At 75.9% G+C, this 16,269-nt stretch carries 1 protein-coding gene (only partly in view); it reads left to right on the top strand.

Annotation, left to right across the window (positions count from 1 at the left end; genetic code table 11):
• A protein-coding gene (locus ABZ809_RS15325) for a type I polyketide synthase (RefSeq protein ID WP_357563126.1) crosses the window boundary here: on the top strand, positions 1-16,269 show its 3' portion. It extends 14,388 nt beyond the left edge of the window; only the last 16,269 of its 30,657 coding nucleotides appear in the window; its start codon lies off the left edge, out of view; it ends in the stop codon at positions 16,267-16,269.

Below are 16,269 nucleotides of genomic sequence, written 5' to 3'. Positions count from 1 at the left end.
GGAGTGGTCTCGTCGCTGACGGCGGAGCGGCTGGCGGCCGTGCTCGCGCCGAAGGTGTCGGCGGGCTGGTTGCTGCACGAGGCGACGGCAGGCCTGGACCTGGACCTGTTCGTGGTGTTCTCGTCGGCGGCCGGTGTGCTGGGCTCGCCGGGTCAGGCGGCGTACGCGGCGGGCAACGCGTTCCTGGACGCGCTCGCGGCGTACCGGCGGCAGGCGGGCCTGCCGGCGGTCAGCCTGGCGTGGGGCATGTGGGACACCGACGGCATGGCGGCGTCGGTGTCGGAGGCGGACCGGGCGCGCTCGGCGCGGGCCGGCCTGACGCCGATGACCGCCGAGGTCGGGTTGGCGCTGTTCGACGCCGCGCTGGGCGGGGAGCAGCCGGCGCCCGTGCCGGCCGTGATCGACGTACCGGCGATGCGGGCCGCCCTCGGCGCGGCCGGTCAGGTGCCGGCGGTGCTGCGCACCCTGGTCGGGACGGCGGTCGCCCGCCGGCAGGCCGGTCACGGCGGCGACTGGGCCGACCAGCTGGCGGGCCTGGCCCCCGACGAGGCCCGCGCCCGGGTCGACCTGCTGGTGCGGGGCCTGGTGGCGCAGGTGCTCGGCCACGGCGGCGCGGAGGCGGTGCCGGCGGACCGGGCGTTCCGGGAGTTGGGCTTCGACTCGCTGACGGCGGTGGACCTGCGCAACCGGGTCAACGCGGCCACCGGGCTGCGGCTGGCGTCGACCCTGGTGTTCGACTACCCGACCCCGGCCGTGCTGGCCGACCACCTGTACGCGCAGGTCTCCGGCCAGCTCACCGCCCGCCGCCCGGCGGCGCGGGTGGTCGGCGTCGACGAGCCGATCGCGATCGTCGGCATGGCCTGCCGCTACCCCGGCGGCGTGGACAGCCCCGACCAGCTGTGGGCGCTGCTGGCCGCCGGCGGGGACGGGATCGACGAGTTCCCCACCGACCGGGGCTGGGACCTCGACGGCCTCTTCGACCCCGACCCGGACCGCAGCGGTACGTCGTACACGCGGCACGGTGGGTTCCTGTACGGGGCGGCGGAGTTCGACCCCGGGTTCTTCGGCATCTCGCCGCGCGAGGCCCTCGCCATGGACCCGCAGCAGCGGCTGCTGCTGGAGGCGTCCTGGGAGACGTTCGAGTCCGCCGGTCTCGACCCGGCGAGGGCGCGCGGCTCCCGTACCGGCGTCTTCGCCGGCGTCATGTATCACGACTACGCCTCGCGGCTGGCCGACCTCCCGCCGGACGCCGAGGGTTTCATCGGTACGGGCACCGCCGGCAGCGTGCTGTCGGGGCGGGTGGCGTACACGTTCGGGCTGGAGGGCCCGGCGGTCACCGTCGACACGGCCTGCTCGTCGTCGCTGGTCGCCCTGCACCTGGCCGCGCAGGCGCTGCGGTCGGGGGAGTGCGACCTGGCGCTGGCCGGCGGTGTCACCGTGATGTCGACGCCGGGGACGTTCGTGGAGTTCTCGCGGCAGCGTGGGCTGTCGGCCGACGGCCGGTGCAAGTCGTTCGCCGCCTCGGCGGACGGCACCGGCTGGTCGGAGGGCGTGGGCATGCTGCTGGTGCAGCGGCTCTCTGACGCGCAGCGCGACGGCCGGCGGATCCTGGCCGTGGTACGCGGTACCGCGGTCAACCAGGACGGCGCGTCGAACGGCCTGACGGCGCCGAACGGTCCGTCGCAGCAGCGGGTGATCCTGGAGGCCCTGGCCGCCGCCCGCCTCAGCACGGCCGACGTGGACGCGGTGGAGGCGCACGGCACGGGCACGACGCTGGGCGACCCGATCGAGGCGCAGGCGTTGCTGGCCACGTACGGGCAGGACCGGCCCGCCCAGCGGCCGTTGCTGCTGGGCTCGATCAAGTCGAACATCGGGCACACGCAGGCGGCGGCGGGTGTGGCCGGCGTGATCAAGATGATCATGGCGATGCGGCACGGCATCGTGCCGCCCACGCTGCACGTGGACGAGCCGTCCCCGCACGTCGACTGGAGCGCCGGGGCGGTCGCCCTGGCCAGGGAGGCGACGCCGTGGCCGGCCGTCGACCGGCCGCGCCGGGCCGCGGTCTCGTCCTTCGGCATCTCCGGCACCAACGCCCACGTGGTCCTGGAGCAGGCGCCGGTCGCCGCCGCCCCGCCGACCCGGCCCGCGCCGAGTGGCGGGGTGCCCGGACTGGTCGCCCCGGACGCCGTACCGCTGCTCGTGTCGGCCCGCAGCCCGCGCGCGCTGCGCGACCAGGCGACCCGGATCCGGGAGTGGCTCGCCGGGCAGCCGGAGCTCGACCTCGTCGACGTCGGCTGGTCGCTGGCCACCGGCCGTGCCCACCACCCGTACCGGCAGGTGGTGGTCGCCGCCGGCCGGGACGACGTGTCGGCGGGGCTGGCCCTGGCCGAGCCCGCCGGTGCGGCCGGTGACGAGAAGCCGAAGACGGTGTTCGTCTTCCCGGGCCAGGGCTCGCAGTGGGCGGGCATGGCCCTGGACCTGCTGGAGTCGTCGCCGGTCTTCCGGGACCGGCTGCGGGAGTGCGGGGCGGAGCTGTCCCGGCTGGTCGACTGGTCGCTGGAGGGCGTGCTGCGGGCGGCTCCGGACGCGCCGCCGATGGACCGGGTCGACGTGGTGCAGCCGCTGCTGTTCTCGGTCATGGTGTCCCTGGCCGAGGTGTGGAAGTCCTGCGGCGTCGTGCCGGACGCGGTCATCGGCCACTCGCAGGGCGAGATCGCCGCGGCCTGCGCCGCCGGTGCCCTGACCCTGCCCGACGCGATGCGGCTCGTCGTCGCGCGCAGCCGGGGCCTGCTCGCCATCTCGGGTCTGGGCGGAATGGTGTCCGTGCCGCTGTCGGCCGAGGACACCGAGCGGTTGATCGCGCCGTGGGCGGGCACCCTCTCCGTCGCCGCGCTCAACGGCGCCAGCGTCACCGTCGTGTCGGGCGACGCCGCGTCGGTGACCGAGCTGCTCGCCGTCTGCGCCGAGCGGGACATCCGGGCCCGGCAGATCGCGGTGGACTACGCGTCGCACGGCGCGCACGTCGACGCCGTCCGCGACGATCTGGCCGCCGCCCTCGGCACGATCGACGCCGGCCCCACCGGGGTGGCCTTCTACTCCACGGTCACCGGCGACCTGCTGGACACCACCGCGCTCGACGCCGACTACTGGTACCGCAACCTGCGGGAGCCGGTGCGGCTCGCGCCCGTGCTCGACGCACTGATCGACGGCGGGTACCGGGCCTTCGTGGAGATCAGTCCGCATCCGGTGCTGAAGGTCGTGGTCCAGGACGCCCTCGACCGGGCCGACGCCGCCCGGTCGGGCGGCGTGGTCGTCGGCTCGCTGCGCCGCGACGAGGACGGCCGCCGCCAGTTGCTCACCGCGCTGGCCGGGCTACACGCCGCGGGCGTACGGGTGGACTGGGAGGCGGTGTTCGCCGGCTCCGGTGCCCGCCGGGTGGAGCTGCCGACGTACGCGTTCCAGCGGGAACGGTTCTGGCCCGACGCGGCGGCCTGGCGCGTCGGCGACGTGTCCAGCGCCGGCCTCGCCGCCCCGAGCCACCCCCTGCTCGGCGCCGCCGTGCGCCTCGCCGGTGACGACGAGGTGGTGCTGACCGGGCGGCTGTCCCTCGGGTCGCACCCCTGGTTGGGCGACCACGTGGTGTCGGGTGCGGTGGTGGTGCCGGGCACGGCGTTGGTGGAGCTGGTGGTGCGGGCCGGTGACGAGGTGGGCACCTCCCGGGTGCAGGAGCTGACCATCGCCGCGCCGCTGACGCTTCCGCCGTCCGGTGCGGTGCGGGTGCAGGTGCGCGTCGGCGTGGCCGACGGGTCCGGCGCGCGCCAGGTGACCGTGTACTCCCAGCCGGAGGAGGACGCCGACGCCGAGTGGCTGCGGCATGCCGAGGGCGTGCTGGAGCCGGCGTCGTCCGCGGAGCAGGCGCTCCAGGCGTGGCCACCCGCCGGGGTGTCCGAGGTGGACCTCACCGGCTGGTACGACGCCCTGGCCGGCCACGGCCTCGCCTACGGGCCCGTGTTCCAGGGCCTGCGGCGGGTGTGGACCGGCGGCGGCGAGGCGTACGCCGAGATCGCGCTGCCCGACGCGGCGGCCGAGGCCGCCGGACAGTTCGAGGTCCACCCCGCCCTGCTCGACGCCGCCCTGCACCCGATCGGGCTGCTGCTGGACACCGACACCGACGCCACGTCCGGGCCCCGGGTGCCGTTCACGTTCGAAGGCGTGCAGGTGCACGCGTCGGGCGCGCGGGCGCTGCGGGTGCGGGCGACCCGGGCGGGCTCCGGCGTGCGCCTGGTCGCCTACGACGGGTCGGGTGCCCCGGTGGTGTCGGTGGACTCCCTCGTGCTGCGGGAGATGGACGCCGGTGCCGCGCCGAGCGTCGCGGACCGCTCCCTGTTCGAGGTGTCCTGGCAGGCCGAGGACGTCACCCCGGCGCGGGACGTCGACCTCTGGGCGCTGGCGGACAGCCGGCCGGTCGACGGCGCCGAGCCGGGGAACCCCGTCCCGGTCGAGCTGCCGGGCGTGCGGGTGGTGGCGGACGTGTCGGCGCTGCTGGCCGCGGTCGAGGCGGGACAGCCCGCACCGACGGCCGTGCTGCTCCCGGTGCCCGTCCGCGGGCTCGACGTGCCCGTTCCGCAGGCCGTACGGGCGGTCACCACCGATGTCCTCGCGGCGGTGCGGCCCTGGCTGGCTGCCGACGCGCTCGCGGACGCGCGGCTGGTCGTCGTGACCCGGGGCGCCGTGGTGGCCCGGGACGACGACCGGCTGGCCGACGCCGCGGGTGCGGCCGTGTGGGGCCTGCTGCGGTCGGCCCAGTCGGAACACCCCGACCGCATCGTCCTGGCCGACCTCGACCGCGAACCGGACGCCGACACCCTGGCGGTACTCGCCGCCGCAGCCGCCGACCCGGCCGCCACCGGCGGGCAACTCGCGGTCCGCGACGGCCGGGTGTACGTGCCCAGGCTGGTGCGGCCCACGTCGCCGCACCGCAGCCAGGACGCCCACGCCGGTGGGGTGCTGCCGGCCGCGTTCGACCCGGACGGCACCGTGCTGATCACGGGTGCCAGCGGCACGCTGGCCGGCATCGTGGCCCGGCACCTCGTCGCCACGGGGCAGGCCCGGCACCTGGTGCTGGCCTCCCGGCGGGCCCCCGCCGAGGGCAGCGACTACGCCGCGCTGGTCGACCGGTTGACCGAGGACGGCGCGACGGTGACCGCCGTCGCCGTGGACGTCGCCGATCCGGCCCAGGTGGCCGACCTGGTCGCCGGGGTGGATCAGGCGCATCCGTTGACCGCGGTGGTGCACGCCGCGGGGGTGATCGCCGACGCCACGATCACCTCGCTGGACGCGGAGACGCTGGACGCGGTCATGGCGCCGAAGGTGGACGCCGCGTGGGCACTGCACGAGGCCACGGCGGGCCTGGACCTGTCGGCGTTCGTGCTGTTCTCGTCCATCGCGGCCACGCTGGGCTCGCCCGGGCAGGGCAACTACGCCGCGGCGAACGGGTTCCTGGACGCCCTCGCCCGGCAGCGCCGCGAGCAGGGCCTGCCGGCGGTCAGCCTGGCGTGGGGGCTCTGGGCCACCACCAGCAGCATGACCGCCCACCTGGAGGCGACCGAGCACCGGCGGGCCATCCGCGCCGGCAGCGGCCCGCTCACCGACGCCGAGGGGCTCGCCCTCCTCGACGCCGCGCAGCGGCACGGCGGCGCGCACCTCGTACTGATGAAGCTGCCCGCGCGGGTGACCGGTGCGGTACCGGCGATGCTGCGCAACCTCCTGCGTCAGCCCGCCCGGCGACGGGCGGGGGAGCCGGGCGGCGGAGAGCTGGCGGTGGGCCAGCGGTTCGCGGCGCTGAGCCCGGCCGAACGCCGGGAACAGCTCGTCGAACTGGTCGTCGGGAGCGTGGCGGGGGTGCTGGGGCACCGGTCGGCCGGGAGCGTGGACCCGCAGCGGCCGTTCAAGGACCTGGGCTTCGACTCGCTGACCTCGGTCGAGCTGCGCAACCGGCTGGCCACCGCCACCGGCCTGCGGCTGCCGGCCACGATCACCTTCGACTACCCCACCCCGGTCGTGCTGGCCGAGTTCCTCGACGGGGAGATCGCGGGCCGGGTGGACGCGGCGCCGACGCGGGGGACCGCCGTGGCGGTCCTCGACGAGCCGGTCGCCATCATCGGCATGGCCTGCCGCTTCCCCGGCGACGTGCAGACCCCCGAGCAGTTGTGGGAGCTGGTGGCCGCCGGCGCGGACGCGATGCGGGAGTTCCCGACGGACCGCGGCTGGGACCTGGAGTCGCTGTTCCACCCGGACCCGGGCCACAGCGGCACCTCGTACGCCCGGCACGGCGCGTTCCTCGACGGGGCGGCCGAGTTCGATCCCGACTTCTTCGGGATCTCGCCGCGTGAGGCCCTCGCCATGGATCCGCAGCACCGACTGCTGCTGGAGAGCACATGGGAGGCGTTCGAGTCCGCCGGGCTGGACCCGTCCACCGCGCGCGGCAGCCGCACCGGCGTCTTCGCCGGGGTGATGTACCACGACTACACGACGCGCCTGATGGAGGTGTCGGAGGAGGTCGAGGGCTACTTCGGCACCGGCACCTCCGGCAGCGTCGCCTCCGGGCGGGTGGCGTACACGCTGGGCCTGGAGGGCCCGGCGGTGACCGTGGACACCGCGTGTTCGTCGAGTCTGGTGACGCTGCACCTGGCGGTGCAGGCGCTGCGCTCGGGGGAGTGCGACATGGCCCTCGCGGGCGGCGTGACGGTCATGGCGACGCCGGGGACGTTCATCGAGTTCTCCCGGCAGCGGGGCCTGTCGCCGGACGGGCGGTGCAAGGCGTTCGCCGCCGCCGCGGACGGCACGGGCTGGGGCGAGGGCGTGGGCATGCTGCTCGTGCAGCGGCTCTCCGACGCGCAGCGGGACGGCCGGCGGATCCTGGCCGTGGTACGCGGTACCGCGGTCAACCAGGACGGCGCGTCGAACGGGTTGACGGCGCCGAACGGGCCCTCGCAGCAGCGGGTCATCCGGCAGGCCCTCGCCAACGCCCGACTGTCGGTCGCCGACGTCGACGTGGTGGAGGCGCACGGCACGGGCACGACGCTGGGCGACCCGATCGAGGCGCAGGCGTTGCTGGCCACGTACGGGCAGGACCGGCCGGCGGACCGGCCGCTGCTGCTCGGCTCGATCAAGTCGAACATCGGGCACACGCAGGCCGCCGCCGGTGTGGCCGGCGTGATCAAGATGGTCCTGGCGATGCGGCACGGCATCGTGCCGCCCACGTTGCACGTGGACGAGCCGTCGCCGCACATCGACTGGACGACCGGGGCCGTGGCCCTGGCGACGGAGGCGACGCCGTGGCCGGTGGTGGACCGGCCGCGCCGGGCGGCGGTGTCGTCGTTCGGGATCTCGGGCACGAACGCGCACGTGATCGTCGAGCAGCCGCCGGCCGAGGTGGTCGAGGGCGAGGTCGTCGAGCGCCGGGTGCCGCCGGCGGTGCCGGTGCTGCTGTCGGCGCGGACGGGGCCGGCCCTCGCGGCGCAGGCGGGCCGGTGGGCGCGTTGGCTCGCGGCCGACGAGGCGCTGCGTCCGGTGGACGTGGCGTGGTCGTCGGTGACGACCCGCGCGGTGCTGGAGCACCGTGCGGCGGTCGTCGCCGCCGACCGGGACGACCTGCTGGCCGGGCTGCGGAGCCTGGCGTCGGGCGAGCCGTCGGGCGCGGTGGTGACCGGCGCGGCGACCGCCAACGGTCCGCTGGCGGTGCTGTTCTCCGGTCAGGGTGCGCAGCGCGCCGGCATGGGTGCCGGGTTGTACGCGGCGTTCCCGGTGTTCGCGTCGGCGTTGGACGAGGTGTGCGCGCAGCTCGATCCGTTGTTGCCGCGTCCGCTGCGGGAGGTGTTGTTCGCGGAGGCGGGCAGCCCGGAGGCGGAGCTGTTGGATCAGACGGTGTTCACGCAGGCCGGTCTGTTCGCGGTCGAGGTGGCGCTGTTCCGGCTGGTGGAGTCGTTCGGGGTCGTGCCGGACTACGTGGGTGGGCATTCGATCGGTGAGGTGACCGCCGCGCACGTGGCCGGGGTGCTGTCGCTGGTGGACGCGTGTGCCCTGGTGGCGGCGCGGGGCCGGTTGATGCAGGCGCTGCCCACCGGTGGCGGGATGCTCGCGGTGGCGGCCGACGAGGCGGCGGTGCGGGAGTCGCTGGCCGGGCTGGCTGGCGCCGACCGGGTCGGGGTCGCGGCCGTCAACGGTCCCACCGCCGTGGTCGTCTCCGGCGCGGTCGACGCCCTGAACGAGCTTGAGGCGCACTGGGCGGAGCAGGGGGCGCGGACCCGTCGCTTGCGGGTGAGCCACGCGTTCCACAGCCCGCTCATTGAGCCGATGCTCGCGGAGTTCCGTACGGTCCTGGACGGGTTGACGTTCCGGGAGCCGCTGCTGCCGGTCGTGTCGAACCTGACCGGCGCGCTCGCCGACGCGGGCACGCTGTGCAGCCCGGACTACTGGGTGCGGCACGTCCGCGAGGCCGTCCGGTACGCCGACGGTGTCGCCGCGTTGCGTGCCGCCGGGGTGGCGACGTTCCTGGAGGTCGGGCCGCAGAGCGTGCTGACCGCGATGCACGCCGACCTGCTGCCCGAGGACGTCTCGTCCGTGGCGGTGCAGCGTCGTGACCGGCCCGAGGCGCACGCCCTGCTGCACGCCCTGGCCGAGCTGCACGTCACCGGCGTCCCCGTCACCTGGACCCAGTGGTACGCCGACGCCGACACCGTCCGCGTCGACCTGCCCACGTACGCCTTCCGGCACCGGCGCTTCTGGCCGGAACCGAGCCGGGCCCGGCCGGGCGACGTCTCCGGGGCCGGCCTCGGCATCGCGGACCACCCGCTGCTCGGCGCGGCCGTGCGGCTGGCCGGCGGCGACGGGGTGCTGCTCACCGGCCGGCTGTCGCTGTCGTCGCACGCCTGGCTGGCCGACCACGCGGTCTCCGGTGCGGTGATCGTGCCGGGCACCGCGCTGATCGAGCTGGTGGTGCGGGCCGGCGACGAGGTCGACGCCTCGCGGGTACGGGAGCTGACCCTCGGCGTCCCGCTGGTGCTGCCGACCTCCGGTGGGGTGCGGGTGCAGGTGCGGGTGGGCGCCGCGGACGACGCGGGTGCCCGGGTCGTGACGGTGCACTCGCAGCCCGAGGACGACGACGCGCCGTGGACCCAGCACGCCGAAGGCATCCTGGAACCGGCGCTGCCGGGGGAGCCGGGAGTCGGCGTCTGGCCGCCGGTGGACGCGTCCGAGACCGACCTGGTTGGCTGGTACCCGGCGCTGGCGGAGCGCGGCCTGTCGTACGGGCCGGTGTTCCAGGGGCTGCGTCGGGCGTGGACGTCCGGCGACGCGGTGTACGCCGAGGTGGCGTTGCCGGAGGAGGCCACCGGCGGCACCACGGGCTTCGGGATGCATCCGGCGCTGCTGGACGCGGCCCTGCACGCGATGGGGCTGCTGCGGGCCGACGCGGACGGGGGCGACGCCGCCGCTGGCGCCCCGGGGCCGAAGGTGCCCTTCGCGTTCGAGGGTGTGCAGGTGCACGCCGCCGGTGCGGGCGTGCTGCGGGTCCGGTTGACCCGGAACGGGTCGGCGGTGCGGCTGACGGCGGTCGACGAGACCGGTGCGCCGGTCGTGTCGGTCGACTCCGTGGTGCTGCGGGAGATGACCGGCCTGCCCACCTCGGGCGTGGCGGGCCGGTCGCTGTTCGAGGTGGCGTGGCAGGCCGAGCAGGCCGTCGCGGCGGGCGACCCGGCCGGCTGGGCGGTGCTCGGCGGCGACCTCGCGGGGCTGCCGTCGTACGCCGGCATCGATGAGGTGGCGACGGACCCGGCGGCGCCAACGGTGCTGGTCCTGCCGGTGCCCGCCGCCGGGGCGCAGTCGCCGGACGCGGTCCGCGGCGTCGTCGCGGACGTGCTGGGCGTCGTGCGGTCCTGGCTGGCGGCCGACGGCCTGGGCGACACGCGTCTGGTGGTGCTGACCCGGGGTGCCGTCGCCGCCGCCGAGTCCGACGGGGCGACGGACCTGGGCGGGGCCGCGGTGTGGGGCCTGCTGCGGTCGGCGCAGTCGGAGCATCCGGACCGGATCGTGCTGGCGGACCTGGACGCCGACCCCGACGCGGGCACCCTCGGGCTGCTCGCGGGCGTGGTGGCGGACGCGTCCGCGACGGGCGGCCAGGTGGCGGTGCGCGGCGGCCGGGTGTTCACGCCCCGGCTGGTCCGGGCCACCGGTACGGCCGTCTCCGCGCCTTCGCCGGTCGCCGGCACCGTCCTGGTGACCGGTGGTACGGGTGCGTTGGGCGCGCTGCTGGCCCGGCACCTGGTGTCGGCGTGGTCGGTGTCCTCGCTGGTGCTGGTCAGCCGCCGGGGCGCGGACGCCGAGGGGGCGTCCGAGCTGGTGACGGAGCTGGCCGGGCTGGGCGCCGAGGCCCGGGTGGTGGCGTGCGACGTCACCAACCGGGAGCAGGTGGACGCCCTGGTCGCGGAGATCACCGCCGCCGGTCGGCTCGCGGGCGTGGTGCACGCGGCGGGTGTCCTCGACGACGCCGTGCTGACGGGGATCACGCCGGAGCGGTTGGCGTCGGTGCTGGCGCCGAAGGTGGATGCGGCGTGGTGGCTGCACGAGGCGACCGCCGGCCTGGATCTGGACCTGTTCGTGCTGTTCTCGTCGATCGCGGGTGTGCTGGGCTCGCCGGGGCAGGGCGCGTACGCGGCCGGGAACGCGTTCCTGGACGCCCTCGCCGTGCACCGGCGCGACCGGGGCCTGCCGGCGGTGTCCCTGGCCTGGGGCATGTGGGACACCGACACCGACGGGATGACCGCCGCCCTGAGCGACGCCGACCGGGCGCGGATGTCCCGTACCGGCCTGAGCCCGATGAGCGCCGACACCGGTGTCGAGTTGTTCGACGCGGCGGTGCGCGCCGACCGGCCCGTGCTGGTGCCGGCGGTGCTGGATCTCGCGGCGATGCGCGCCCAGGCCGGTGCCACCGGCGTGCCGGCGATGCTGCGGGTGCTGCTGGGCGGGACGTCGTCGCGCCGGCAGGCGGGGCAGGGCGGAGGCTGGGCCGCGCGGCTGGCGGGGCTGCCGGTCGAGGAGGCCCGGGCCCGCATGGGTGTGCTGGTGCGGGGCCTGGTGGCGCAGGTGCTCGGGCACGGCTCCGCCGAGCAGGTGCCGGCGGACCGGGCGTTCCGGGAGCTGGGCTTCGACTCGCTGACGGCCGTGGACCTGCGCAACCGGGTCAACGCCGCGACGGGCCTGCGGTTGCCGTCGACGTTGGTGTTCGACTACCCGACGCCACAGGTCCTCGCGGAGCACGTGCACCAGGAACTCGTCGGGGTGCCGGCCGCGGAATCGGCCACCGCCGGCGTGGTGACGGTGGGTGTCGACGAGCCGATCGCGATCGTCGGCATGGCCTGCCGCTACCCGGGCGGGGTCGCCTCGCCCGAGCAGCTCTGGGCGTTGCTGGCGACCGGCGGTGACGGGATCTCCGAGTTCCCGACCGACCGCGGCTGGGACCTGGACCGGCTCTTCGACCCCGATCCGGACGGCAGCGGCACGTCGTACACGCGGCACGGTGGCTTCCTGTACGACGCGGCCGAGTTCGACCCGGCCTTCTTCGGGATCTCCCCGCGTGAGGCCCTGGCGATGGATCCGCAGCAGCGGTTGCTGCTGGAGACGTCGTGGGAGACGTTCGAGTCGGCCGGCCTCGACCCGCAGCGGTTGCGGGGCAGCCGCACCGGCGTCTTCGCCGGCGTCATGTACCACGACTACGCCTCCCAGCTCGCGGGTGCGGGCGACGGCGTCGAGGGCTTCGTCGGCACCGGAAACTCGGGCAGCGTGCTCTCCGGCCGGGTCGCGTACACCTTCGGCCTCGAAGGACCGGCGGTCACCGTCGACACGGCGTGCTCGTCGTCGCTGGTGGCGTTGCACCTGGCGGCCCAGGCGTTGCGGTCGGGGGAGTGCGACTACGCCCTGGCCGGCGGCGTCACCGTCATGGCCACCCCGACCACGTTCGTCGAGTTCTCCCGGCAGCGGGGGCTGTCGCAGGACGGGCGGTGCAAGGCGTTCGCCGCCGCCGCCGACGGCACCGGCTGGTCCGAGGGCGTGGGCATGCTGCTGGTGCAGCGGCTGTCCGACGCCCGCCGGGACGGCCGCCGCATCCTCGCGGTCGTGCGGGGCAGCGCGGTCAACCAGGACGGCGCGTCGAACGGGCTGACCGCCCCGAACGGGCCGTCGCAGCAGCGCGTGATCCGGCAGGCCCTGGCGTCGGCGCGACTCACCGCGGCGGACGTGGACGCCGTGGAGGCGCACGGCACCGGCACGATGCTCGGCGACCCGATCGAGGCGCAGGCACTGCTCGCCACGTACGGGCAGGACCGGCCGGGGGACCGGCCGCTGCTGCTCGGCTCGATCAAGTCGAACATCGGCCACACCCAGGCCGCCGCCGGTGTCGCGGGCATCATCAAGATGGTCATGGCGATGCGGCACGGTCTCGTCCCGCCGACCCTGCACGTGGACGAGCCGTCGCCGCACGTCGACTGGACCGCCGGTGCCGTCAGCCTCGCCACCGAGGCGACCTCCTGGCCGGCGGTGGACCGGCCGCGCCGGGCGGCGGTGTCGTCGTTCGGCATCTCCGGCACCAACGCGCACGTCATCCTCGAACAGCCGCCCGTGGTCGTCGACGGCGAACTGGTCGCCGACGAGCCCACCGGGACCGGCTCAGGTGCCGGCCGGGAAAACGTGGACGAGTCGGAGCAGACCGGCGGCGAAGCGGCCACCGGCGGTTCGGGCCGCCCGACGCTGCCGGTGCTGGTCTCGGCCCGGTCGAACGGCGCGCTGGCCCGCCAGGCGGGCCGGTGGGCGTCGTGGTTGGCCGGGGACGCCGGTCTGCGGCCGGTGGACGTGAGTTGGTCGTCGGTGCTGACCCGTTCGGTGTTGGACCACCGGGCGGTGGTTCTCGCGGCTGACCGGGAGGAGCTGCTGTCCGGGCTGCGCGCGTTGGCGGCCGGTGAGCCGTCGGGTGCGGTGGTTGCCGGCACGGCGGCCGGCACCGGTCCGCTGGCGGTGCTGTTCTCCGGTCAGGGCGCGCAGCGCGCCGGCATGGGTGCCGAGTTGTACGGGTCGTTCCCGGTGTTCGCGTCGGCGTTGGACGAGGTGTGCGCTCACCTCGATTCGCTGTTGCCGCGTCCGCTGCGGGAGGTGCTGTTCGCGGAGGCGGGCAGCCCGGAGGCGGAGCTGCTGGACCAGACGGTGTTCACGCAGGCCGGTCTGTTCGCGGTCGAGGTGGCGCTGTTCCGGCTGGTCGAGTCGTTCGGTGTCGTGCCGGACTTCGTGGGCGGTCATTCGATCGGCGAGGTGACGGCGGCGCACGTGGCGGGTGTGCTGTCGCTGGCGGACGCGTGCGCTCTGGTGGCGGCGCGTGGCCGCCTGATGCAGGCGTTGCCGACCGGTGGCGGGATGCTCGCGGTCGCGGCCGACGAGGCGGCGGTGCTCGCCTCGCTGGCCGAACTGACCGGTCGTGGCGCCGACGCCACCGGGTCCGGCCGCCGTCCGCGGGCCGGAAAGGGCGGTCGCCGTCGCGGCACCGACACCGCCGGGTTCGCCGGGCGGGTCGGGATCGCGGCGGTCAACGGGCCGGCTGCCGTGGTCGTCTCCGGTGACGTGGCCGCGCTCGACGAGCTGGAAGGGATCTGGTCCGGCCGAGGCGCGCGGACCCGCCGGCTGCGGGTCAGCCACGCGTTCCACAGCCCGCTGATGGAGCCGATGCTGGCCGAGTTCCGTACCGTGCTGGACGGGTTGACGTTCGCCGAGCCGCTGCTGCCGGTCGTGTCGAACCTGACCGGTGCGCTCGCGGACCCGGGCGAGATCCGCACCCCCGACTACTGGGTGCGGCACGTGCGGGAGGCCGTCCGGTACGCCGACGGCGTCGCCGCCCTGCACGCGGCGGGCGCCGAGACCTTCCTGGAGGTCGGGCCGTCGGCGGTGCTCACCGCCATGAACGCGGACCTGCTGCCCGAGCGGGCCACCGCCATCGCCACGCTGCGTACCGGCTCCGCCGAGCCGACCGCACTGCTGACCGCGCTCTCCGCGCACTGGGCGACCGGCCGGACCGTCGACTGGACCGGCCCGCTCACCGCGCTGGCCGGGCCACCACCCGCGCCGCGCGCCCTGCCCGAACTGCCCACCTACCCGTTCCAGCGGCAGCGGTACTGGCCGACGCCGATCGCGGCGACCGGTCCCGGCACGGCGACCGGCCAGGTCGACGCGGCGTTCTGGCGGGCGGTCAGCGACGGCGACCTGCACCGGCTCGGCATCGACGCCAGTCAGCCGCTGCGGGAGCTACTGCCCGAACTGGACTCCTGGCGACGCCGCCAGGAATCCGACGGCACCCTCACCGGCTGGCGGTACCGGATCACCTGGCGGCCCCGGCGGCTCACCGCCGGCCAGCCGGGGACGTGGCTGCTGATCGCCCCGCAGCGGGAGATCACCGGTGAGGTCGCCGCCGCGCTCACCGCCGCCGGCGCGGTGGTGCACGTCCTGACCGTGGACGCGGCGACGGCCAGCCGGGACGGGATCGCCGCCGAACTGGCCGCCGCACGGGAGGCGTACCAGCCGACGGCCCTGCTCTCGCTGCTCGCCCTGGACGAGGCGCCACACCCCGAGCAGCCCGCGCTGCCGACCGGCCTGGCGGCCAACCTGCTGCTGACGCAGGCGCACGTCGACGGCCCGGCCGCGCCGCTCTGGCTGGCCACCACGGGCGCGGTCGCCACCGACGACGAGTCGGTGGCACACCCCGCCCAGGCCACCACCTGGGGCCTCGGGCTGGCCGCCGCGCTGGAACACCCCCGGCACGTCGGCGGCGTCGTCGACCTGCCCGGCGGGCTTCCGGCGGACGTGACCGGCGCGCTGGCCGTCGCGCTGACCAACGCCGAGGGCGAGGACCAGCTCGCGGTGCGTGCCTCCGGCACGTACGCCCGGCGGCTGGTCCGGCACACCGGCCCGGCGGCCGCCGTCGACGGGTACACCCCGCACGGCACCGTGCTGGTCGGCGGCGGTACCGGCCCGGTCGCCCGGCACACGACGGCCTGGCTGACCGGGGCGGGCGCCACGGTGCTGCCGCTGGACGAGCCGGTCGGCGGAAAGCTCGCCGACCGGATGGCGCAGCTCGCGGCCGACGGCAGCCCGGTCACCGCGGTGGTGCACCTGCCGGCCGGGACCGGAGACCTGCCCCTGGCCCGGCTCACCCTCGCCGACCTGGCCGCCGACCTGGCCGCCACCGTCGGAGACATCCCCCGGTACGCCGACGAGCTGGAGCACCAGTCGCCCGGACCGCTGGTGCTCTGCTCCTCTCTCGCCGGGGTGTGGGGCCTGGCCGGGCGGACCGGGCAGGCCGCCGGTGACGCGCTGCTGCACGCGCTGGCCACCAACCGGCAGCGCGCCGGGCGACAGGTGAGCTGGGTGGCGTGGGGCCCGTGGCAGGACGGCACCACCGACGCCGAACTGGACCAGCTCGACCGGCGCGGGCTGCCCGGGATGCCGGCGGAGCTGGCCACCGAGGCGCTGCGGCGGGCGGTCCGGGACGGCTCGCTCGTCGTGGTCGCCGACGTCCGGTGGGACCGGTTCGCGCCGGTCCTCGCGGCCATGGGGCCCCGGCCGCTGATCGTCGAGATCCCCGAGGCCGCCGAGGCGGTCCGTGCCCTCGACGACGACGGGTCGGCGGACGAGACGGCGGTCACCGCCCTGCGGGAACGGCTCATTCCGCTGAGCGAGGCCGACCGGGACGAGATCCTGGTCGAGCTGGTGTGCCGCCAGGCGGCGACGGTGCTCGGTCACACCGACACCGGCCAGCTGAGCCCGGTGCGGGCCTTCCGGGAGGTCGGCTTCGACTCGATGACCGCGGTCGAGCTGCGTAACCGGCTCCGCGCGGCGACCGGCGTGACGTTGCCGGCGAGCGTCGTCTTCGACTACCCGACCCCGCTGGCGCTGGCCCGGCACCTGCGGGGCCAGGTGGTCACCGGCGGGGAGACCGCCACCGCCGGGCTGCTGACCGAGCTGGAGAAGGTGGACGACCTCTTCTCGGCCGGCACGCCGGACCCGCTGACCCGGCAGAAACTGCTGGTGCAGATGCAGGCGTTCATCGCCCGGTGGGGCGACGACCGGACCGAACCCGAATCCGAGCCCGTGACGCAAACTCTGCACGACGCGTCCGACGCGGAGATTTTCGAATTCATTCACCGCGAACTCGGGGGCCCCGGAGGCAATTTCTGA

This window comes from Micromonospora sp. NPDC047074, from assembly GCF_040643815.1.
Lineage (GTDB): Bacteria > Actinomycetota > Actinomycetes > Mycobacteriales > Micromonosporaceae > Micromonospora.
This window is presented reverse-complemented; position numbering and strand designations above follow the sequence as displayed.